Consider the following 21,889-nt stretch of genomic DNA (forward strand, 5'->3'; position numbering starts at 1 on the left):
ACCGCCCCCTTCTTGCGGCCGCGTGGGGCAAACTGGGCCGGTGGCGAGCAATATTCCCGAAGACTCCACCAGTTTCGTCGGGCGTAGGGACGAACTGCGCAGAGTGAACATCGAGTTGGCGCAGCACCGGCTGATCACCCTTACCGGCCCCGGTGGCGTCGGCAAGACCCGGATCGCGATGCGCGCCGCGAGTGCCGCACTGCCGCGTCATCCGGACGGGGTGCGCTGGGCCGACCTGTGGCCCCTGCAGGGTGACCGGCTGCTGTCGGCCACCGTCTGCGACGCCGTGGGGCTGTCCGACCACACGGCCCGGATGCCGGCCGCCGCGCTGTGCGACTGGCTCTCCGACAAGCGGATGCTGCTGGTGCTGGACTCCTGTGAGCACCTGGTCGCCGCCTGCCGGGATCTGATCGGCGATCTGCTGACGGCCGCCCCGCTGGTCACCGTACTGATCACCAGCCGGCAGCCGCTGGACGTCGTCGGCGAGTGGATCACCGAGATCGAGCCGCTGCCGGTCGAGGGCGACAACGACGCCCTGGCCCTGTTCCGCGAGCGGGCCCGGGCCGCGGCGCCCGGCCTCCGGCTCACCGACCCGGCGAACGCCGCGGCCGCGGCCGCCATCTGCCGCCGCCTCGAAGGCATCCCCCTCGCCCTGGAACTGGCCGGCGCCCAGCTGGCCCACAGCTCCGCCCAGCGGGTCGCCGAACGCCTCAACTCCCGCTTCGACACCCTCGACGGAGACGACGCGGCCCGCCCCCCGCGGCACCGCACCCTGCGCACCGCCATCGGCTGGAGCCACGAACTGTGCGAACCCCTGGAGCGGCTGCTGTGGGCGCGGCTGTCGGTCTTCCGCGGCACCTTCGACGAGGAGTCCGCCCGGTCCGTGTGCGCCGGCGGCCCGCTGACCGCGGGGGGCGTCCGCACCGCACTGGCCGGTCTGGCCGCCAAATCGGTGATCCGGCGCGAGGGGCAGCGTTTCCGGATGCTCGACACGGTGCGCGAGTACGGCCGGATGTGGCTGGAGGAACTGGGCGAGGCGACGGCGCTCGCCGACCGGCACGCCCAGCACTTCCTCGGCTTCGGCCGCCGGGCCGACGTCGGCTGGCTGGGCCCCGACCAGGTCAGATGGTACGGACGGGTCGCCGAGGCCCATGTGGACCTGTGCACCGCCCTCGACCACCTCCTGGTCGCCGACCCCGAACGCGCCCAGGAACTCAGCGCCTGTATCGGCTTCTTCTGGAGCTGCTGCCGCCATCTGCACGAGGCCCGCGGCTATCTGGAACGCGCCCTCGCCGCCCGCCTGGCCCCGAGCCCGGCCCGCACCCGGGCGCTGTGGATGCTCGGTGTCGCCCTGCTGTTCCAGGGCGATCTGGACACGGCCGACGAACTGGGCCGCCAGTGCTCGCGCGCGGCCCGCGAGGAGGGCGACGCGGAGGCGATGCTCGCGGCCGGCTATCTCGTCGGTCTCACCCACCTGATGGCCGCCCGCCCGCTCGCCGCGTACACCGTCGCCGACCACGTCCTCGGCCCGATGCCGGACGCCCCCTTCGACTCCGCCGCCCGGCTGCGCTGCCACATCGTCCGGATCTTCGCCCTCACCCCCCTGGGCAAACTCACCGAGGCCCGCGCCGAGGCGGCCGAACTACGCCGCGACTGTGTGGCGCACGGCGAATACTGGGCCCGCTCCTACGCCGACTACCAGCTCTCCCTGATCGCGCTCCTCCAGGGCCGCCCCGAGGACTCCGCGGACCACGCCCGCGCCATGCTCGTCGCCAAACAGGGCATCGGCGACAACTTCGGTATCGCGCTCGGCCTCGACCTGCTGGCGGCCGCGGTGGCGGCACAGGGCAACGGCGAGAGCGCCGCCGTGGTCTACGGCACCGGCCAGGCATACTGGCGCACCGTCGGGCACCCGCAGCGCGGCACGCCCGAGCTGCGCGCCGTACGCGAGCAGTGCGAGCAGCGGGCGCGCGCGGCGATCGGCGACGAGGCGTACGCGGACGCCTTCCGCCGGGGCACGGAGGCGCGCCCCGAGGCCTCCCTGGCCCGGGTGCTGGCGGGTGATCTCTGACCGGGCGGGGGCGAACGGCTGCGGCGGGCCGACGGCGAGGGCCGCCGCCTGCGGGGCGCGTTGTCAGTGGCGGCCGGTAGCTTCGCACCATGTCGATGATTTCCTTTCCGCTGACCGGCCAATGGCTCGACCACGTGCAGGAATTCGCCGACACCCCATGGTGCTGCGACGCCTTCGACGAGGTCTTCGTGCGCCACGGCTGGGCCGCCCCTCGCGAGGACGGCGGGCCCGCCGTCGGCTGGATGGGGCCCTGGCCGCTCGGCGACCCGGCGGACGAGGCCTGGCATCTCGTCCTGGGCGCATACCCGGGCTGTGCGGACACCGACGACCCGGGCGTGGCCTGCGACGAACCGCGGTGCCACGAGGAGTCCTTCCTCGCCCTTCCGCTGGCCTACTTCGCGGAGGGGGAATCATGGGGTGCGCTTCCCGCTCGGGTCGTCCTCGACGAGGACGCCCGGGAGGAGGACTTCACGGCTTTCTATGACGAAGCCGCACGCCTGCTCCGCACCCGCCTCGGCGATCCGCTGCCCCGTGCGCGGCTGCTGCTGCTGGACCCCGACGCGGATCGCCAGATCACCTGGGAGCGCGGCAAGAGCCTGGTCACCCTCTTCCTGGGCGAGAACCTCTTCCACTACTCGGTGGAGGACTGGATAGGCATCGAGGTGCGCCCCCGTCACTGGTCCACCGGCTCGCCGGCCAGCTCGTACAGCAGCTCGTAAGCGGTGTCGATCATGTGGCAGGTGCGGCCGCGCCGGGTGGCGACGGCCACCACACCCGTGCCGGACACGGGGTGGAAGCCGAGGAACGCCTGCTGGCCGAAGGTCGCCCCCACGTGGAAGAGCAGCCGGCCGCGCGGGGCGGGGTGCTGGAACCACGCCAGGGTGTGGGTGTGGCGGTGCCGCCAGCCGCGGCGCAGCAGCGGGATCTGGACGTCGCGCAGTGCCCCGGCCAGCGGGGTGTTCCCGGGGAAGAGCTGGGCCTCCAGATAGGTGAGCAGGTCGTCCGGGGGTGAGTGCACCGCCCCGGCGGCGCGGAAGCCGCCCATGTCGCTGCCGGGCACCGGGGTTCTGCCGTTCGTACGGTGGCCGACGGCGTCGGTGCCGGTGGTGCCGGCGCCCAGGGTGGTGCCGGTCAGGGCGAGCGGCCGCAGCACCCGTTCGGTGAGCAGGGCCGCGTAGTCGGTGCCCGTGGCGCCCTCCATGGCCGGACCGAGCAGCGCCAGTCCGAAGTTGGAGTACCGCCAGCGGGTGCCCGGCCGGTACCGGAGCCGGGTCCGGGCGAAGGTGTCCAGGAGGCGGTCGGTGTCGTAGCGGGCGTAGCCGTTGCGGTACGGGTGCAGCAGCGCGCCGGCGATCAGGTCGGCGGGGATACGGGGCAGCCCGGAGGTGTGGGTGGCCAGGTGGAGCAGGGTGATCCGGCGCGAGGCGGCGTGCGGGAGGCGCAGACCCGGCAGATGGTCGGCCAGCCGGTCGTCGAGGGACAGCACGCCGGACCGGGCCAGTTCGGCGAGCAGCAGCACGGCGAACGACTTGGACAGCGAGCCGAGTTCGTAGCGCAGCGCATGGCGGGGCGTGGGCGGCGCGAGCGCGCTGCCGCCCGTGATGACCGTCCGCCGCTTCCGGTGGGTGACGGCCAGCACGATGTCCGGGGCGTCGATGAGGGTGACCGCCTCCGCGAGACGGTCACCGAGGGCGCCACCGGGGCGGTCGCGGCTCATCCGGCCGCGTCGGCGGAGAGCGACCGCGAGGTGGCCATCGCCGAGGCGAACGCGGCCACCAGGGTGGGGTGATGGACGAGGTCGAAGACCACCTCGGGGTCCCCGGCCGGCATCCCGCGCTGAATGGGCATCGCCCCGCTGTCGGACTGTGCCGCCGCGTACCGCTCCCACATCGCACCGTCCAGGGTGGGCCGTGGCAGACAGGCGTCGACGACGAGCAGCTCGCCCAGCAGATCCCAGTGCTCGAGGTCCGCCCAGTCCTCCATCCAGGCGGGCAGATACCGCGCGAGGTAGTCGGCCAGCGCCGGCGGGATACGCTCCGGCGCCTCCCCCCAGTTGGTGATGTGGAAGACGGTGTGCGTGAGGTCGTAGGCGATGTGGTGCTGCACCGTCCACGGCTCCGGCATCCGGCCCAGCCAGGTGGCCGCCAGTGCCTGGTCGAAGTCGGCGCTCGGCGGCAGCCGCATCTTCCGCTCGGCGTTGAGGACGCCGAGCCGCCGGTTGGGCACCATCTCCAGCGCCGTCCAGGTGGCGGTGCGCCGGGGGACCTCCAGGGCCGCCTCCAGCGCGGGATGGCGGTGGCCCAGTTCGTGGAAGGTCGCATAGACCTCCAGGGGAACGGGGGAGAGCGGCTCCTGGTGCTGCAGCGCCGCCAGCACATTGCCGCCGTCCAGCAGCTCCCGCCAGGTGAAGTCCAGCAGCTGCCCGGCGCGGGCGTGCTGCCGGGAACCGGCCACGCCCTCCCGGAACAGCACCTGCATATTGATCGCCAGCTCGCCGATCGGCTTGAGCCGTTCGATCAGGGCGGCACCGGTGGCGCGGTCCTCGTCGGTCAGCCGGAAGAAGTCGCGGTGCTTGTCGAGCCAGGTCAGGGCCCGGTCGCCGACGCCGTGCAGCAGCGCCGGAGGAGCGGGTGCGGCCGTCACCGTCACGGGATTGCCTCGCTTTCGCAGCGTAGGGGGTGTGCGGAAGGAGCCCGCCGGTCCGTCGCCGCCGCCCCGGACCCTTCCGCGGAAGGGCCGGCGGCGATCCGGGCGAGGGTGCCGGCGAACGCGGTCACCAGGGTGGAGTGATAGCAGGCCGTGAAGGCCTCGGCGGGATCGTCCGGGCAGGGCGCGGTGCCGGTCTCCGGCACGCTGCCGTCGGCCGCCTGTGCACCGGCCAGCCGCTGCCAGGCGGCGGAGTCGTACGGTGCATCAGGCAGGCAGGCGCTCACGGCCAGCAACTCGCCTGCCAGGTCCCACAGTTGTTCCTCGAGCCAGCTCTCCAGCCAGGAGGGCAGCCAGAGCCGCAGATAACCGGCGAGGTCCGGAGTCAGCCGCCGCGGTGTGCGCCCCCAGTCCGTGAGGTGGAAAACGTCATGGGTCACGCCGTAGGCCGCCCTGCGGTCCAGCGCCCAGGGCTCCGGCAGCCGGCCCAGCACGGTGTGCCCCAACACGGCGTCGAAATCGGCGTGCTGGGGCAGTCCGATCCGCCGTTCGGCATTGAGCACACCGAGCGTACGGGTGTGGTCGTCGCGCGCCACCCGCCAGCCCCGCAGCCGGGCCGTCGTCGACAGCAGCTCCTCGACGGCCGCGTTGCGCCGGCCGGCCCGGGCGAAGGCCCCGTAGATCTCCACCGGGTACGTCGCAAACGGCTCACCGCGGACCAGCTCGGCGAACAGCTCCCCGTCGCGGGTCTCGCCCCAGGCGAACGCGAAGAGCCCGCCCGCCGTCTCCCGGATTCCGGCACACGGGTGCAACGAGGCGATCACCTGCGTCAACTCGGCCAGTTCGCCGAGCGGTTTGAGCGTCAGGTTCGGATCGGCGTCCGTGGTCACGTTCGGGGGCAGCCGGAAGAACGGCCGCGCCCCGTCGAGCCACCCGAGGCTGTTGCCGACCATCCGGTCCAGCAGCCCCGGGTCGCCCCGGCCGCCGGTCACCAACCCCGCCCGTAGAACCGGTGGGCCGCCGCCACATGGACCGCCACCCGGGGTTCGCCGTCGCTCATCTGCCGTACGAAGGCGAGCCCGGCGTCCAGCCCCAGGGTCTGTGGCACCTTGGGCAGCCGGGACAGCCAGCGGCCCACGCCGGCCGCCTGCAGCCAGTCCCGGCGGCGGACCGCGCGCACGAAGCCGCGCGCCAGGTCGTCGGTACGGGTGGCCAGATCATCGGCGAGGCCCGGCGCGAGCCCGGGGAGGGCGAGCGCGGCCAGCTGCGACACCCGGTGGGCGAGCTTGGGCCATGGGTCGGCCGTCACCCAGCCGGCTGCGGCCTGTGGCGGCTGTGGCCAGGGCTCCGCGCCGCCGGACAGATACGAGTGCGACGCCTCGACCAGGCCCCGGTAACTCCACACCGACACCTCCGAGGCATCCGTTCCCGGCGGGTACGCGGTAAGTGCCTGGCGTACCACCATTTCGTCATCGCCACCGGGGCATACCCGGTGGTCCAGTGCATACGGTGCGAGCGCATCGGCGCCCAGTACCCGCAGCGCCGCGAGCGATGCCGCATCGCCCTGCCGCAGAATGCGCGACACGGCGTAAGGGTCGCCCTCGCCCCGGAGGGCGAGGGCGACCCCGGTTGCGGCATCGGCAATCACAGCGCTCAGCGGGACTGCGCCCTGCGCCTGTTCAGCCAACGCAGACCCCTTTTACCGCTCGTCCGTCTTCGGACGGGGAGTGGGCGGAGAGATCAGCAGGAGCGCCAGAAGCAGCAGGCCTGCTCCGCATTCGCGGGTGTCGCGGAACACACCGTGGGGTTCGGCGGAGTCCAGCAGGCCTTCGACTTCCGCGGCCAGGATGGTCGTTTCGGTCGGTGCTGTGCGATCCGTAACCATGGGTTTTCCTCCTTTGTGCGGCGGACGTGATCCACCTTTGCATCGGCCCAAAACGCCCGCAATCCGGAGGAATCGGACTGTGGGTTCTGCTGCCCGGTCACAGGTCCGGTCGGGCGGGTGCACCGCAGGGAATTCCTGTCGCGGCCCGTCCCGACTTACCGGCGGCAGAGGGATGGTGACGGGTGGTCAGGTGCGGCTGAACGGTGTGCGGAGTGGCCCGCCCCGCCCCGTCCGGCACCCTTTTGCAGTGCTCTGTTCGGGTGTACTACCGGCAAGTACGGAAGGTGGGCGGTGTCGTCGAGGGGGTGCTCGGCGGATCCGCCCCGCGAAGGCGGGCGACCACTCCGGTCGGCCTGTACGTCTGACGTGCCGTCAGAAAACCCCGGTCCGGGCCAGATGACCGGCGGCGGACTCCGCCAGCGTGCGGACCGCGGGGTGCCAGGGGCGGGCAGGAGGCCCGGTCAGGACGAGGCGGCGCGAGGTCCCCGGCTCCAGCGGCAGCAGAACCAGGTCCGGGGGGATCAGGGAGCGCGAGACCTCGGACAGGACGGTCACGCCGATACCGGCCTGCACCATGCTGATCAGGGTCGCCAGGTCCCGTACCCGGTGCGTGGGGGAGAAGCGCAGCCCGGCCAGGCGGTGGATCGTACGGATGCGGGCTTCGCAGCCGTTGGGTGAGATCAGGAACGGGTCGTCCTCGAGGTCGCGGATGTCGACGGCCGGTTCGCCCGCCAGCGGGTGGTCCCGGGGCAGCAGGGCCCGGTAGCCGTCCACGGCGAGCTCGACGCCGGGGCGGGGGCATCCGCCGGCGGGGGCCGGGGGAGGGTCGATCAGGACGGCGGCGTCGGCCGTCCCGTTCTCCAGCCAGGCCGAAACCTCGGCGCTGTCCCCTTCGAAGACCCGCACCGTGATCCCCGGCTGGTCGCCGCGCCAGTGCCGGAGCAGGCCGGGGACCAGCCCCTGGCAGACGGTCGGGGTGGCGGCCAGCCGCACGGTGCCGGTCATGGCTCCGGCGGCGTCCGCCGCGATCTGCTCCACGGACCGGGCCGCCGACAGCGCGATGCGGGCGTGCGGCAGGACCCGTTCGCCGAGCGCCGTGGTCCGGGCGGGTGTGGCGCGGACCAGCAGCGGGGCGGCCAGCTCGCGCTCCAGGGACGCGACGGCGTGCGAGACCGCCGACTGGCTCATGCCCAGTTCGGCGGCGGCCGCGCTGAACCCGCCCGCGTCGACGACGGCGAGAAAAGCCCTCAGCTGCGGAAGATTCACGGCCATGCGCCCCCCTCTGAACGTCGGCCTCACCGGCCCCCATGCGTGGCCTCACCGGCCCTTATGCGTCCGCCTCATAGCTCCATGACGGCTATGCGTTGGATCTATGGTGCCAGGCCGGTGAACGCTGGTTCCGTGCCGCCGGATCCGGCGGACGCACACCGAGCTCGCAGCACGACACGTACCGAGGAGAGCCATGCCGTACTTCCGGGTCACCGTCACCGACCCCGACCTCCCCACCGACGTCCAGCGCGCCCTTGCCGACGGGCTGACCGGGCTGGCGGTGTCGGTCCTGGGCAAGGCCGGTGCGCGGACCATCGTCCAGATCAACCTGGTTCCGGCCGGCAGCTACTACATCGACGGCAAGCCCCTGACCGGCGCCCGCGATGCGCACGTGGAGGCCAGCATCACCCTGGGCACGAACAGCGCCGCGGAGAAGGCCGCCTTCATCGCACGGGCCGGTGAGCTGCTGTCGGACGTCCTCGGCCCGCTGCCCCGGTCCGGCGTCGCGCTGCACGAACTGCACCCCGAGAGCTACGGCTACAACGGCGTGACCCAGTTCGACTTCTACCGCCGGGCCGGGGAGCGCGGCGGGGGCCGGCACCTCTAGAGTGCGGGGGTGCCGTCGTACAGCATTGGCCAGGCAGCCCGGCTGCTGGGAGTGAGTTCGGAGACCGTCCGCCGCTGGGCCGACGGCGGTCAGCTGCGGATGGACCGGGACGGCTCGGGGAACCGGGTGATCGACGGCGTCAGCCTCGCGGTGTTCGCCAAGGACCGGGCCGCCGGGCTGCATCCGGTCCCCGGCGAGGTCCGCACCTCGGTACGGAATTCCTTCGCCGGAATCGTCACCGCCGTCGTCGTCGACGACGTCATCGCCCAGGTGGAGATCCAGTCCGGACCGCACCGGCTGGTGTCGATGGTCAGCCGGGAGGCGGTCGAGGAACTGGGCATCGAGGTCGGCGTCACCGCCACCGCCCGCGTCAAGTCGACCCATGTCCATGTCGACCGGTCGGACCGCCGCGGGCAGTCGGCGCCGTAACGGCGCCCGCCCTGGGCGGGCCTACCGGCACAACAGTGCCGCATGCAGATCCAGTTTGTGGTCGAGCCGGGACAGATCGCGGCCGGTGAGCAGCTCGATGCGCTGGATGCGGTAGTGGACCGTGTTGACGTGCAGATGCAGGGCCTCGGCCGTACGCGCCCAGGAGCCGTGCTGGGCGAGGAAGACCTCCAGGGTCTCCAGGAGCATCCGGTGCGAGCTGCTGCTGCCGCGGTCCAGCGGTCCCAGGACGCGGGAGCTGAAGGCCGTACGGACCTCGGCGGGGACCCCGGCGAGCAGGGTGCCGAGCGTGGTGAGGTCCTCGACGGAGGTCACCCGGGCGTCCTTCGGGGCGTCGGCGCGGGCCGCGGCCAGCGCGTAACGGGCCTGGGAGAGCGCGGAGTCGAGGCCGTCGGGGGCGGCCGCGAGGGCGCTGACGCCGGCGTGCAGCGGGGTCCCCGGCCGGCAGGTGTGAAGGGCGGGCCAGAGGTCGCGCAGCGCGGTGCGGCCATCGGCGTCGGGGTCCGCCCGGACGACCGCGACGGCCTCGCCGCCCGGGAGGCGGCCGGCCGCGAACGGCTCGTCGGGGAAGTGCCGTAGCGCCTCGGCGAGCGCGCCGACCGCCCCGTCGCCGTCGTCGCCGCCCAGGGAGGCGACCACCACCCGGTACGGGCCGGAGGCGGGAAGACCGGCGGCGTGCAGGGCGGAGTCCAGCGCGGCGCCGTCGGACGGGGCGGTGCCGACCAGCGCCATCAGCTCATCGGCGGCGCGGCGCCCGGCCGCCTCCCGGCGGCCGGCGTGATGACGGTACTGGGCGAGGACATCGGCGATTTCGTGCAGGACGCGCGGCGGGGCATCGGCCTCCCCGGGCAGATGCAGATGCCAGCTGTCGTACGGGCCGAAGCCCCCGTCCGGGCCGGTGTCCCCGTCGATCCGCAGACTCGTGCCGGCCGCCCCGGCCAGCTCGCGGGCGGCCTGCTGCGCGGTCAGGAACGGCGCCGCCGGGGTACGGGCGACCACCCGCCCGGTGGCCGTCAGCAGATAGCAGGCGGGCCCGCCGAGATGGGCGAACGCGCGGTCCAGCAGCGCATCCGGCGCGGCGTCCTCCGCGAGCAGCCCGGCCAGTTCCGTGCGGACGTTCTCCGGCAGCGCGTAATGGCCGGTGGGGCGGCGGCTGAGGTCTCCCCACTGGCGCAGATACACCGCCTCCGTGATGGCCCGGAAGGTGGTGTGCGCGGGGACGGAGATCAGGGCGATGCGGTGTGCGCGGCAGGACTCGACCAGGACCTCGGGCACCGTGCCATGGGTCTCCTCGCCCGCCAGCAGCGCCGCGGCCCCGGTGGACCGCAGTGCGGAGACAAAACGGTCGGCCTTGGCCCGGCCGTCCCCGGCCGCCCACCACACCAGCCCGCTGAGCACCAGCTCGCCCGGCTGCAGAAACCGCGCCGGGTCCTCCAGGTCCGTGGCGGTCACCCCGCCGACCTCCCGGGCGAGCAGGGCGTCCTCACCCCACAGCAGGGTCAGATCGAGCGAGTCGAGCTGGAGGAGGTCTTCGACGTGCATGGGCTGGCTCCTTGGACGGCTGCCGGGGAGGACGGTCGGAGAGGGGTCCCGGCATCCCGCATGCATGCCTCGGCTGCGGATCTCACATTCACGAGGCTGATACGAGTGACGTCATGGTAAATGCCAGCCTTCTCGGCCGGAACACCTCTTGGTTGATCATCCAGTTCCGGGCCGCCGCGCTCGTCTTTTTCCGTGTTGCGCACCAGTCGTGCCGACCACCCTCGCGTTGCTTCACTCGGCGGCATGGACCTCAACACGGTGCTGGAGGTGCGAGACGCCCGGCAGCGCGCCCCCTGGCGCAGCGGCGACGCCTGGCTGGGCGGCGGCACCTACCTCTTCTCCGAGCCGCAGCCGCACCTCCGGCGCCTGCTGGACCTCAGCCGGATGGGCTGGGAGCCCCTGCGCCGGCAGCCCGACGGCTCGCTGGAGATCGCGGCGACCTGCACCATCGCCCAGCTGTCCCGCTTCGCGCGCGCCCATCAGGACATCCCGGCGGCGCCGCTGTTCGAACAGTGCTGCCGCGCCTTCCTGGCCTCGTTCAAGATCTGGAACATGGCGACCGTCGGCGGCAACCTCTGCAACGCCCTGCCCGCCGGCCCGATGATCTCGCTGACCGCGGCTCTCGACGGCAGCGTTCTGCTCCAGGCCCAGGACGGCACCCGGCGCCGGACCCGGGTCACGGACTTCATCACCGGAGCCGGCCGCAAGGACCTGGCCGAAGGCGAACTGCTCCGCTCGGTCACCCTGCCCGCCCGCGCACTCGCCGGCCGTACGGCATTCCGCCAGGCGTCCCTCTACGGACTCGGCCGCTCCGGCGCCCTGGTCATCGGCACCCTCGACCCGCTGGACGGCTCGCTCGCCGTGACCCTCACCGCCGCCACCGTACGGCCGTTCCGCTTCTGGTTCCCGGCCCCGCCGGGCGCCGCGGAACTGCGCGACACGATCGAGCGGACCCTCGCCGACGGCGACTGGTTCGACGACATCCACGGACTGCCGGCCTGGCGCCGGCACATGGCGCTGCGGCTCTCCGAGGAGATCCGCCGGGAACTGGCCGGGGAGGCCCGACGATGAGCTTCGGCATCCATGTCAACGAACGGCACTTCGACACCGCACCGCGGCCCGGCCAGTGCCTGCGCACCTATCTGCGCGACCGCGGCTGGTTCGGGGTCAAGAAGGGCTGCGACGCCGGCGACTGCGGCGCCTGCACCGTCCATGTCGACGGCGAGCCCGTACACAGCTGCCTCTACCCGGCCGTCCGCGCCGGCGGCCGCCGCGTCACCACCGTCGAGGGCCTCGCCCCGGCCGACGGCGAACTCCACCCCGTACAGCAGCAGTTCCTCGACGCCCAGGGCTTCCAGTGTGGCTTCTGCACGGCCGGATTCCTGATGACGGCCGCGAAACTGGACGAGGAGCAACGGGCCGATCTGCCGCGCGCCCTCAAGGGCAACCTGTGCCGCTGCACCGGCTACCGGGCCATCGAAGACGCCGTCCGCGGGGTCAGGCATGTCGAGGAGCCGTCCCCGGGGCAGGCCGTCGGCCGCAACCTGGGCGCCCCCGCCGGGCCTCTGGTGGTCACCGGCACCGCCCGCTACACCTTCGACATCGACATCCCCGGCCTGCTCCACATGAAGCTGCTGCGCTCCCCGCACCCGCATGCGCGGATCGTCTCCATCGACACCTCGGCGGCGCTGCGGGTGCCCGGAGTCCATGCCGTCCTCACCCACCACGACGCCCCCGAGCGGCTGTTCTCCTCGGCCCGGCACGAGCACCCCACCGAGGACCCCGACGACACCCGGGTCCTGGACGACGTGGTTCGGTTCGTCGGGCAGCGGGTGGCGGCCGTGGTCGCCGGCAGCGAGGCGGCCGCGGAAGAGGGCTGCCGCCAGGTCGTCGTGGAATACGAGGAGTTGCCGTACGTCCTCGACCCCGAGGAGGCGATGCGGCCCGGTGCGCCGGTGATCCACCCCAAGGGCGCGGAGCCGTCGCGGATCGCCCGGCCGGAGAACAACGTCGTCGGCGAGGTGCACGGCGAGATCGGCGACGTCGCGGAGGGGTTCGCGGCGGCCGACCTCGTCTACGAGGAGACCTTCCGTACCCAACGGGTGCAGCACGCCAGCCTGGAGACCCACGGCTGTGTCGCATACTTCGAGGACGACGGACGCCTGACCGTCCGCTCCAGCACCCAGGTCCCGTTTCTGACCCGCCGCGCCCTCTGCACGCTCTACGACCTGCCGCAGGACAGGGTCCGGGTGATAGCGGGCCGGGTCGGCGGAGGATTCGGCGGCAAGCAGGAAATGCTCACCGAGGACATCGTCGTCCTGGCCGCGCTGCGGCTGAAGCGGCCGGTGAAGCTGGAGTTCACCCGGGCCGAGCAGTTCTTCGGCGCCACCACCCGGCACCCGTTCCGCATCGGGATCAAGACAGGGGCGAAGAAGGACGGGACGCTGACCGCACTTCAGCTGCGGGTGGTCGCCAACACCGGCGCGTACGGCAACCACGGCCCGGCCGTGATGTTCCACAGCGTGGGCGAGTCGATGGCCGTCTACCGCGCCCCGCACAAGAAGGTGAACGCGTACTCCGTCTACACCAACTCCGTCCCGGCCGGCGCCTTCCGCGGCTACGGGCTCGGGCAGGTCACCTTCGCCGTGGAGTCGGCGATGGACGAGATCGCCCGCCGCCTGGGCATCGACCCGCTGGTCTTTCGCGAGCGCAACATCATCGGCCCCGGGGAGCACATGATCAGCCCCGGGGGAGAGGAGGAGGACCTGCAGATCGCCAGCTACGGCCTCGACCAGTGCCTGCGCGTCGTGCGCGACGCCCTCGCGGAGGACACCAGCGCCGCCGACGCACCCGAGGGCTGGCTGGTCGGGCAGGGCGCAGCGATGTCGATGATCGCCACCGGGCCGCCCGGCGGGCACTTCGCCGATGCCACGGTGACGCTGCTGGAGGACGGCACGTACGACCTCGCGGTGGGCACCGCGGAGTTCGGCAACGGGACGACCACCGTGCACCAGCAGATCACCGCCGGGGCACTGGGCACCACCGTGGACCGGATCACCGTCCGGCAGTCCGACACCGATGTCGTACGCCATGACACCGGCGCCTTCGGCTCGGCCGGGACGGTGGTCGCGGGCAAGGCGGTGATGAAAGCCGCCAACGGCCTCGCCGAGCGGATCCTCTCCTTCGCCGCGGAACACGTCAGGGTGCCGAGGAGCCTGTGCCGGCTGACGGCGGACTCGGTGGAGTGCGACGGGCGGCCGGTGTCCCTCAAGGAGCTCCACGAGGCCGCGCACGCCAAGGAGGTGGCACTGTCCGCGGCAGGCCACTGGGGCGGCTCGCCCCGCTCGGTGGCCTTCAACGCCCAGTGGTTCCGGATCGCGGTCGACCCGGACACCGGGGAGATGAAGATCCTGCGCAGTGTGCACTCGGCCGACGCGGGCCGGGTCATGAACCCCATGCAGTGCCGGGGCCAGGTCGAGGGAGGCGTCGCCCAGGCGCTCGGCGCGACCCTCTTCGAACAGGTCCTCATCGACGAGGGCGGCAAGGTGGTCACCCCCGCGTTCCGCCGCTACCGGCTGCCGGCCTACGCCGACATCCCGCGCACCGAGGTGCACTTCACGCAGACCTCCGACGCGATCGGGCCGCTGGGGGCCAAGTCGATGAGCGAAAGCCCGTTCAACCCGGTCGCGCCCGCCTTCGCCAATGCGCTGCGCGATGCCACCGGGGTGCGCTTCACGGAGCTGCCGCTGCTGCGCGACAAGGTGTGGCTGGCCCTCGAGGAGCACCGGGCGGCCGGAGCGGCGGACGGCCGGCCGGCCACGGCACATCCGTCGCGAGAAGGGTCGGTGTGAGGGTCTGGAGAGTGTGGAGGCGGCCGGAACTCAACCCCGTATGCACCACCCGCATGGCCCCTTCGCCCTCACGCGAGCCAGGTAAAGAGCGGCATTGCTCTGGCATTCGTGGTTCATCGACGGACCGGTCGGGCATGACAGGAGGCAGTCGCCACGCGAACAGCCTCAAGGGGGACTCGAATGAGCCGACTCTCCACCGGTCTCCGGCGCTTGGTGATCCGCGGCCAGCTGAGCCGGCCGCTCGCGCTGACCGTCGCGGATCTCCGGGAGCGCTGGCCGCAGCGGCGGGCCGAGGTGGTCTTCGACTGTGCCACCAACGGGCCCCGGCGCCACACCTTCGAAGGGCCGCTGCTGCGGGAGGTCATCGCCGAGGCGGGGCCGGCCTTCGACGCCCGGCGGCGCAAGGACCGTTCCCGTTTCCTGCTGTCCGTCACCGGCGGGGACGGCCACCATGCGGTGCTGTCCTGGGCGGAGCTCGACGCCGACTTCGGCGATTCCCCGATTCTGCTGGCCACGGCGATGGACGGACACGGGCTGGACGACGCGGGCAGCCAGCTGGTGGTGCCCTCGGACCGCTGCGGGGCGCGGTACATCAGCGCCATCACCGGGATCTGGGTCGGTGCGTGTGCGGTGCCGGGGGAGGCGGAGTTCCCCCGGGGGTGAACGGTTCCCCCAGGGGCCCGGGTCAGGCGGTGGCGAGGGAGATCTCGGTGGACTTGATCAGCGCGGTGACCGGTGAACCGGCGGTCAGTTCCAGGTCGTTCACCGCATCCTTGGTGATCGCGGCGGTCAGCTCGCCGCCCGCGATGCTGACCTTCACCCCGGCCATCGCGCCCCCGGTGGACACACCCGCGACGGTGCCGGGGATGCGGTTACGGATGCTCAGCCCCTCCACCGCCCCGGTGGCGAGGGCGACCTCGGTGGACTTGATCAGCGTATGGACCGCCGAACCCGCCGCGAGGCCCAGCGCCTCGGCCGCCTCCAGGGTGATCGCGGCGGTGATGTCCTGACCGCCGTCGAGGCGGACCTTGACCGTCGCCATGACCGCGCCGGTGGAGACCGAGATGACGGTGCCGGGAATTTGATTGCGAATGCTCAGGCTCATGGGGGGTGCCTCACCTGTGGAGTCGGATGTCGGATCTTCCTGCACCCTAGCCACACTCCATGTGATCACCTGGATGCGCAGTGCAAGAATCAGGGGTGAGGGGTGGCCGGAAGTCCCCCTCGGTATTTCCTCCAATGGCCCTTGCGCCTGCTATATACATCCGCCAAAAGAATTGCAAATGCCAGCCAATACTGCATATCTTGTCGCACATGCAGTCCTACACAATCGGCCAGGCGGCGCGGTTGCTGGGCGTCAGTCCGGACACCGCCCGCCGCTGGGCGGATGCCGGGAAGGTCGCGACCCATCGCGACGACAGCGGGCGCCGCCTGATCGACGGCCGGGACCTGGCCGCGTTCTCCATCGAGGTCGCACAGACCGGCACCGGTGAGGACGACGGCTCGTACACCTCGGCCCGTAACGCCTTCCCGGGCATCGTCACCGCCGTCAAACTCGGCGATGTGGCGGCACAGGTCGAAATCCAGGCAGGGCCGCACCGCCTGGTGTCCCTGCTGACCCGGGAAGCGGTGGAGGAACTGGGACTGGAGGTCGGCATGCAGGCCACCGCCCGCGTGAAGTCGACCAGCGTGCACATCGACCGCACCTGAAGCGCCGGGCCGGCCCGAACGCACCCGGACCGCCACGTGACCACGCGCTCTCGACCCGCCGCGGTCCCCCCACCGCCTCGCCCCCCCCGCACCGCACCACCGTCCCCCACCGGTCGGCTGCCTCATGCCAGCGGCGTCGCCCTTCCCCTAGCTCTCGAACGTCCTCGAGCAGGGGAGACCCCACTCGGCGCGGCTTGTTCCCATCCGCTCGGGCGGCATCCGCCGCCCGCGTCACAAGGAGTACCGCCCCATGTCCCGTGTCGTCACCGTGCGCCGCACCGCCGCCGCGCTCGTCACCGCCGCCCTGCTCGTCCCGCTTGCCGCCTGCGGCAACGACGACGCGAAGAAGGACGGCGCCGAGAAGCCGGGCGGCAGCGTCCCGAAGGCGAACCTCACCGTGCTGGCCGCCTCGTCGCTCACCGATGTCTTCAAGAAGGCCGCCGCGGTCTACGAGAAGGACCACCCGGGCACGAAGGTGAACTTCTCCTTCGCCGGCTCCCAGGAACTGGCCGCCCAGGTCAGGGAGGGCTCCCCCGCCGACGCCCTGGTCACCGCCGACACCAAGACCATGGACTCGCTGTCGAAGGCGGATCACGGCCGGCCGACCGTCATCGCCAAGAACCGCCTGGTCATCGCCACCGGCGAGGGCAACCCGAAGAAGATCGCGAGCCTCAAGGACCTCACCGACAGCAAGCTGAAGGTCGTCCTCGCCGCCGCCGAGGTGCCGGTCGGCCGCTACAGCAAGCAGGTCCTGGACGCCCAGAAGCTCAAGGTCAAGGCGGTCTCGCAGGAGCCCAACGTCCGTGCGGTGCTCAGCAAGGTGGAGATGGGCGAGGCCGACGCCGGTCTCGTCTACACGACGGATGCCGCCACCGCGCCCAAGAAGGTCGATGCGATCGACATCCCCGACGCGCAGAACGCCATCGCCTCCTACCCGGCCGCGACCCTGAAGACCTCGGAGCACGCCAAGGCCGCCGAGGCGTTCGTGAAGTGGCTGAGCAGCCCCGAGGCGCAGAAGATCCTGCAGGACGCGGGCTTCCAGAAGCCGTAACCCTCCGTGCGCCGCATGGGTCCGCCCGGCTCGGGGGAGCGGACGGCCCCGTGCGGCGCCCTCGCCGTACGCCCCCCCGCCGGGCCTGACCGATCCCTGGAACTCGGATGAGACGCATGCGCACCCCCGGTACCCGCGCCCCCCTCGTACTGGGCGTCCCCGCGCTGCTCGCGATCGTGTTCCTGCTGATGCCGCTGATCGGCATCCTCGCCCGAACCACCTGGAGCGACCTCGGCACCCACCTGACGGCCCCCGGTGTCACCGAAGCGCTCCGCCTCTCGCTGCTGGTCTCCTTCTGCGCACTGGGCCTCTCCCTGTTCCTCGGGGTGCCGCTGGCCTGGCTGCTGGCGCGGGTCAGCTTTCCCGGCAAGGCGCTGGTGCGCTCGCTCGTACTGCTGCCGATGGTGCTGCCGCCGACCGTCGGCGGTGTCGCCCTCCTCCTCGGCTTCGGCCGCCGCGGACTGCTCGGCCCCTGGCTCGAGGACGCCTTCGGGCTCACCCTGCCGTTCCACACCTCCGGCGCGGTGGTCGCGGCCACCTTTGTCGCGATGCCGTTCCTGGTCATCAGCCTGGAGGGCACGCTGGCCGGACTGCGCCCCCGTTACGAGGAGACCGCGGCCTCCCTGGGCGCCTCGCCGGTACGGGTCTTCTGCACCGTCACCCTCCCCATGGTCGCCCCCGGCCTCGCCGCCGGTGCCGCGCTGACCTGGGCCCGCGCGCTCGGCGAATTCGGCGCCACCATCACCTTCGCCGGCAACCTGCCCGGCGCCACCCAGACCCTGCCGCTCCAGGTCTATCTGCTGCTCCAGAACACCCCGGAAGCCGCCACCTCGGTCTCGTTGCTGCTGCTCGTCATCGCCATGGCCGTCCTGGTGGCCCTGCGCGGACGCTGGACGGGGGCCACGGCCGACCGCGCGGCCCGCCGCACCGCACGCGCCGACGACCAGGAGCCGGGGACCGCACCGCCCGCCGCCGACGCCGAACGGCCGGCCCCCGACGGCCGCTGGCCACTGCACGCCGACGTCACCGGCTTCAACTGGCTGACCCTGGACGCCGACCCGGGCACCACCATCGCCGTCGTCGGCCCCAACGGCGCCGGCAAGACCACCCTGCTGCGCGCCCTCCTCGGCCTCACCCCACGAGCCCGCGCCACGCTGCGGCTCGGCGACACCGACGTCAGCGCGCTGCCCCCGCACCGCCGCGGCGTCGCCTGGGTCCCACAGGACGGCGCCCTCTTCCCGCATCTGAACGCCCTGGCCAACACCGCGTACGGGCTGCGCGCCCACGGCACCCCGCGCGCCGAGGCCCGCCGGGCCGCACAGCAGTGGCTGGACCGGCTCGGCGTCGGCCATCTCGCCCACCGCAAACCCGCCCAGCTCTCCGGCGGCCAGGCCCAACGGGTCGCCCTGGCAAGGGCGTTGGCCGCCCGGCCGCGACTGCTGCTGCTCGACGAGCCGCTCGCCGCCCTCGACCAGACCACCCGCGCGCACGTCCGGCACACCCTGCGCCGCCATCTCGCCGGCTTCGGCGGGGTCTGCCTCATCGTCACCCACGACCCCGTCGAAGCGGTCTCGCTGGCCGACCGGGTCCTCGTACTGGACGGGGGCCGCGCCCTCCAGGACGCCCCGCCCGCCGAGGTCGCCCGCCACCCCCGCTCACCCTGGGTCGCCCGGATGCTGGGCCGCAACGCCTGGCCCGGCACCGCCACCGCCGACGGCCTCCGGCTCACCGGCGGCGGTCGTCTCGTCGTCGCCGAGCGCCTCGCCGACGGCGCCCCGGCCCTGGCGATCATCGCCCCCGAGGCGGTCTCCGTACACCTCGGCAGGCCCACGGGCAGCCCTCGTAACGTCTGGCCCGGCACGGTCCGCGAAATCACCACCGCGGGCAGCCGGCTGCGTCTCCTCATCACCTCGCCCGAGGCCCCCGACCTGGTGGCCGAGGTCACCCCGCAGGCCGCTTCGGAACTCGGGCTGGCGGACGGCGCCGCCGTCTGGACCAGCGTCAAGGCGACCGAGGTCACGCTGGTCGGTCTGTAGGCACCGTCCCACGGCAGGCCGGCGGTCAGTGCTCCGCGGCCGCCGGCTCCAGCACGAAGACCGGGATCTCCCGCTCGGTCTTCTCCTGGTAGTCGGCGTAGTCGGGGAAGGCCTCGACCGCGCGCGCCCACCAGAGCGCCTTCTCCTCGCCGGTGACCTCACGGGCCGTCATGTCCCGGCGCACGGGGCCGTCCTGGAGCTCCACCCGGGGATCGGCGATCACGTTGTGGTACCAGAGCGGATGCTTCGGGGAACCGCCCACCGAGCCCACCGCCGCATACACACCCTCGTGCTCCACCCGCATCAGCGGACTCTTGCGGATCTTCCCGCTCTTCGCGCCCAGGGTCGTCAGGACGATGACGGGCAGTCCACGGAGCGTTGTCCCCTTCGTGCCCCCGGAGCTCTCGTATAACGCCACCTGATCGCGTACCCATTGCGCCGGACTCGGTTCGTACTCACCCTGCAGCGGCATAGCGTCCGTCCCTCATCGTGTCCGTCCCTCATCGACGATCTGTCGACAGCTCTGACCCTCACTCAACCACCACAGCGCGCACAAGATTCCCGGCATTCCCGGGCGCGCCGGGCCGTGGTGCCGGTTCACCCCGGTGCTTCCACCAGGGTGGGCATCTCGGGCTCGTCCAGGGTGCGCAGAAGGAGCCAGCCGAGGGCGGGCAGGGCGATCAGCGGGGCGAGGGCGGTCTGCAGGGAGGTGGCATCGGCGAGGGCGCCGATGACCGGGCTCGCGATACCGCCGATGCTGACGGTCAGGCCCAGGGTGACGCCGCCGGCGGTGCCCATCCGCCGGGGCAGGTAGTCCTGGCCGAGGGTGACATGCAGGGAGAAGGGCACGTACAGGCCGGCCGAGGTGAGGGCGACGAACAGGTAGAGCGGCGGGCCGGGGACGAGGACGACACCGGCGACGGCGAGGACCGTCAGGGCGTAGGACCACTGGACGACCGGGATACGGCCGTAACGGGTGGCGAGCCTCCCGCCGGCCACGGTCCCCACCGCGCCGCCGAGGTAGAGCACGAACAGCGCGGCGGTACCGGAGGCCTCGCCGCCGCCCGTGCGCAGGCGCACATACAGCGAGATGAAGGCACTGAGGCCGACGAAGACGACCGAGCGGCACACGACCGCCCCCGACAACTTCACGAACGACGCCCAGTCGTCCCTGCCGAGGGCCTGGTCCGCGCCGGCGGCCGAGGTCGCCGCAGCGGAGGCGGGGGCCTCGATGCCCCGCAGCGCGGCCGCGCACAGCGCCGCTCCGGCGAGGGCGGGGACGACCAGCAGCGGGGAGGCGTGCAGCCCGCCGGTGGCGATGACGGCGGAGACCATCAGGGGCGCGGCGGCGAAACCGAGGTTGCCGCCGAGGGAGAACCAGCCCATCGCCGTGTGGCTGCCACGGCTGGCGGTGCGCGCCGCACGTGCGGCTTCCGGGTGATACGCGGCGACGCCGATCCCCGTCACCGCGACGACCAGCAGCGTGAGGGCGTAGGAGCCGGTCACACCGGTGAGGGCGACGCCGGCGCCGCCCAGCAGCGTGCTGACCGGCAGCAGCCACGGCAGGGGCCACCTGTCGGTGAGGGCCCCGAACAGGGGCTGCACCACCGAGGACAGCAGGGAGGCGGCCAGGACGATGCCGGAGGCGGCGGCGTAGGTGTAGGCGCGCTCGGAGACGAAGAACGGCACCAGGGCCGCCACCGCTCCCTGGTAGACGTCCACACAGGCATGCCCCACAGACAGCAGCGTCAGGGGACGGCCGGAGCGCGCAGGAGGGGAAGCCCTGCGCCCGTCACGCGAAGTCTGATGTGTCGTCACCGCCCCATCATGGCCACGGCACGACCTGGCGCGCTTCCGATAAATTGCCAACTTATGCCGGACATCCGCCACACTCCCGCGGCGCCCACCCGTACCCAGATGCTGGCTCCCGGAGAGCACATCGACGCCCACCGTCACGACGACCACCAGATCATTTACGCGGGTTCCGGTGTCCTGGCCGTCACCACCGACGCGGGCACCTGGTTCGCCCCCGGCACCCGGGCCATCTGGGTTCCCGCCGGCTGCGTCCACTCCCACCGTGCCCACGGCCACCTCGCCCTGCACCTGCTCGGCCTGCCTCCGGACACCAACCCGCTGGGCCTGGACGCCCCCACCGTCCTCGCGGTCGGCCCCCTGCTGCGCGAACTGATCCTCGCCTACACCCGCCGCCCCCACGACGACACGCCGGAACGGCTGCGCCTGCGCGCGGTCCTCCTGGACCAGCTGCGCGCCTCACCCCAGCAGCCCGTCCAGCTGCCCGCCCCCACCGACGCTCGTCTGACGGCCGTGTGCGGCCTGCTGCACCGCAACCCCGCAGACCCGCGCCCGCTGGCCGCATTGGCCACCGCCGCAGGCGCCGGTGAGCGCACCCTCAGCCGCCTGTTCCGCCGCGAACTGGGCATGACGTTCCCTCAGTGGCGCACCCAGCTGCGTCTCTACCACGCCCTGCGCATGCTGGCCGACGACGTGCCGGTCACCACCGTCGCCCACCGCTGCGGATGGTCCTCCACCAGCGCCTTCATCGATGTCTTCCGCCGCGCGTTCGGCTATACCCCCGGCACCCACAACAGGCGTCCCTGACCTGGTCCTTGACGGGTGCGGGGGTGGCCGGCAGTGCCGGCCACCCCCGCGTTCACGCCTGCCGTCAGGAGACGAGTTCCGCCGATCGCTGGTTGCGGCGGTGCTGTTCGGCCCAGTTGGTCAGGGCGGCGGCGCAGGCGTGGTCGAGGTGGCGT

Annotated in this window: 21 protein-coding genes; 11 read left to right on the plus strand and 10 right to left on the minus strand. The window is 72.6% G+C overall.

Annotated elements, in window-relative coordinates; translation table 11 throughout:
• Positions 1–40: 40 nt before the first annotated feature.
• Together ADL29_RS27295 and ADL29_RS27300 are read left to right on the plus strand one after the other, a co-directional pair.
• Positions 41–2,071: an ATP-binding protein gene (locus ADL29_RS27295; protein ID WP_053926239.1), complete on the plus strand. Its 2,031-nt coding sequence runs from the start codon at positions 41–43 to the stop codon at positions 2,069–2,071.
• Positions 2,072–2,160: 89 nt separating this feature from the next.
• Positions 2,161–2,790 carry a hypothetical protein gene (locus tag ADL29_RS27300; protein ID WP_053926240.1) on the plus strand — a complete coding sequence of 210 codons (630 nt, stop codon included), beginning with the start codon at positions 2,161–2,163 and terminating at the stop codon, positions 2,788–2,790.
• Here ADL29_RS27300 and ADL29_RS27305 read toward each other — a convergent pair.
• The 6 genes from ADL29_RS27305 to ADL29_RS27330 form a co-directional block, all read right to left on the minus strand.
• Positions 2,745–3,788 carry a serine hydrolase domain-containing protein gene (locus tag ADL29_RS27305; protein WP_053926241.1) on the minus strand — a complete coding sequence of 348 codons (1,044 nt, stop codon included), beginning with the start codon at positions 3,786–3,788 and terminating at the stop codon, positions 2,745–2,747. The two genes, ADL29_RS27300 and ADL29_RS27305, sit on opposite strands and share 46 nt — an antisense overlap.
• Entirely contained in the window at positions 3,785–4,720 is a 936-nt protein-coding gene (locus tag ADL29_RS27310) for a DUF6895 family protein (RefSeq protein ID WP_053926242.1), read from the minus strand. Before ADL29_RS27310 ends, ADL29_RS27305 begins: the two co-directional genes overlap by 4 nt.
• A complete protein-coding gene (locus tag ADL29_RS27315) occupies positions 4,717–5,709 on the minus strand; it encodes a DUF6895 family protein (protein WP_078971324.1) in 993 nt (330 codons plus the stop codon). The genes ADL29_RS27310 and ADL29_RS27315 overlap by 4 nt, the downstream gene beginning before the upstream one ends.
• A complete protein-coding gene (locus ADL29_RS27320) occupies positions 5,706–6,302 on the minus strand; it encodes a hypothetical protein (protein WP_245689649.1) in 597 nt (198 codons plus the stop codon). The genes ADL29_RS27315 and ADL29_RS27320 overlap by 4 nt, the downstream gene beginning before the upstream one ends.
• 114 nt (positions 6,303–6,416) lie before the next feature.
• Positions 6,417–6,602: a hypothetical protein gene (locus tag ADL29_RS27325; protein WP_046929452.1), complete on the minus strand. Its 186-nt coding sequence runs from the start codon at positions 6,600–6,602 to the stop codon at positions 6,417–6,419.
• Between the two features lie 372 nt (positions 6,603–6,974).
• The gene (locus ADL29_RS27330; protein WP_053926244.1) at positions 6,975–7,874 is read right to left on the minus strand and encodes a LysR family transcriptional regulator; all 900 of its coding nucleotides are present in this window, start codon (positions 7,872–7,874) and stop codon (positions 6,975–6,977) included.
• A gap of 190 nt (positions 7,875–8,064) precedes the next feature.
• Between ADL29_RS27330 and ADL29_RS27335 the strand changes: the two genes are divergently transcribed.
• Complete coding sequence (locus ADL29_RS27335; protein WP_053926245.1) at positions 8,065–8,478, plus strand: tautomerase family protein; 414 nt, start codon at positions 8,065–8,067, stop codon at positions 8,476–8,478.
• 9 nt (positions 8,479–8,487) lie between these two features.
• A complete protein-coding gene (locus tag ADL29_RS27340; protein WP_053926246.1) occupies positions 8,488–8,907 on the plus strand; it encodes a TOBE domain-containing protein in 420 nt (139 codons plus the stop codon).
• Positions 8,908–8,928: 21 nt separating this feature from the next.
• Here ADL29_RS27340 and ADL29_RS27345 read toward each other — a convergent pair whose 3' ends face one another.
• Positions 8,929–10,467: a PucR family transcriptional regulator gene (locus ADL29_RS27345; protein ID WP_053926247.1), complete on the minus strand. Its 1,539-nt coding sequence runs from the start codon at positions 10,465–10,467 to the stop codon at positions 8,929–8,931.
• A gap of 243 nt (positions 10,468–10,710) precedes the next feature.
• Between ADL29_RS27345 and ADL29_RS27350 the strand changes: the two genes are divergently transcribed.
• The 3 genes from ADL29_RS27350 (at position 10,711) to ADL29_RS27360 (ending at position 14,981) form a co-directional block, all read left to right on the plus strand.
• Complete coding sequence (locus ADL29_RS27350; RefSeq protein WP_053926248.1) at positions 10,711–11,538, plus strand: FAD binding domain-containing protein; 828 nt, start codon at positions 10,711–10,713, stop codon at positions 11,536–11,538.
• Positions 11,535–14,318, plus strand: coding sequence for a molybdopterin-dependent oxidoreductase (locus tag ADL29_RS27355; RefSeq protein WP_053926249.1), 2,784 nt, complete (start codon positions 11,535–11,537; stop codon positions 14,316–14,318). Before ADL29_RS27350 ends, ADL29_RS27355 begins: the two co-directional genes overlap by 4 nt.
• A 180-nt stretch (positions 14,319–14,498) precedes the next feature.
• Positions 14,499–14,981 (plus strand): molybdopterin-dependent oxidoreductase, encoded by a 483-nt coding sequence (locus ADL29_RS27360; RefSeq protein ID WP_053926250.1) that lies wholly within the window; start codon positions 14,499–14,501, stop codon positions 14,979–14,981.
• A 22-nt stretch (positions 14,982–15,003) separates the two neighbouring features.
• Here the strand turns inward: ADL29_RS27360 and ADL29_RS27365 are convergent, their stop codons facing one another.
• A complete protein-coding gene (locus ADL29_RS27365; RefSeq protein ID WP_053926251.1) occupies positions 15,004–15,423 on the minus strand; it encodes a TOBE domain-containing protein in 420 nt (139 codons plus the stop codon).
• A 209-nt stretch (positions 15,424–15,632) separates the two neighbouring features.
• Between ADL29_RS27365 and ADL29_RS27370 the strand changes: the two genes are divergently transcribed.
• From ADL29_RS27370 to ADL29_RS27380, 3 genes are all read left to right on the plus strand, one after another.
• Positions 15,633–16,028, plus strand: coding sequence for a TOBE domain-containing protein (locus ADL29_RS27370; protein ID WP_046929461.1), 396 nt, complete (start codon positions 15,633–15,635; stop codon positions 16,026–16,028).
• A 250-nt stretch (positions 16,029–16,278) separates the two neighbouring features.
• Positions 16,279–17,079: a molybdate ABC transporter substrate-binding protein gene (gene modA, locus ADL29_RS27375; protein ID WP_053926252.1), complete on the plus strand. Its 801-nt coding sequence runs from the start codon at positions 16,279–16,281 to the stop codon at positions 17,077–17,079.
• A 107-nt stretch (positions 17,080–17,186) separates the two neighbouring features.
• Positions 17,187–19,115: an ABC transporter permease gene (locus ADL29_RS27380; RefSeq protein WP_053926253.1), complete on the plus strand. Its 1,929-nt coding sequence runs from the start codon at positions 17,187–17,189 to the stop codon at positions 19,113–19,115.
• 25 nt (positions 19,116–19,140) lie between these two features.
• Here the strand turns inward: ADL29_RS27380 and ADL29_RS27385 are convergent, their stop codons facing one another.
• Complete coding sequence (locus ADL29_RS27385) at positions 19,141–19,587, minus strand: nitroreductase family deazaflavin-dependent oxidoreductase (protein ID WP_046929464.1); 447 nt, start codon at positions 19,585–19,587, stop codon at positions 19,141–19,143.
• Positions 19,588–19,712: 125 nt separating this feature from the next.
• On the minus strand, positions 19,713–20,858 hold the full coding sequence (locus ADL29_RS27390; RefSeq protein ID WP_245689650.1) for an MFS transporter: 1,146 nt from the start codon (positions 20,856–20,858) through the stop codon (positions 19,713–19,715).
• Positions 20,859–20,987: 129 nt separating this feature from the next.
• On the opposite strand from ADL29_RS27390, the gene ADL29_RS27395 reads away from it, so the two are divergent.
• Positions 20,988–21,734, plus strand: coding sequence for a helix-turn-helix domain-containing protein (locus ADL29_RS27395; protein ID WP_053926254.1), 747 nt, complete (start codon positions 20,988–20,990; stop codon positions 21,732–21,734).
• Positions 21,735–21,889: the final 155 nt, after the last annotated feature.

This window comes from Streptomyces chattanoogensis (assembly GCF_001294335.1).
Lineage (GTDB): Bacteria > Actinomycetota > Actinomycetes > Streptomycetales > Streptomycetaceae > Streptomyces > Streptomyces chattanoogensis.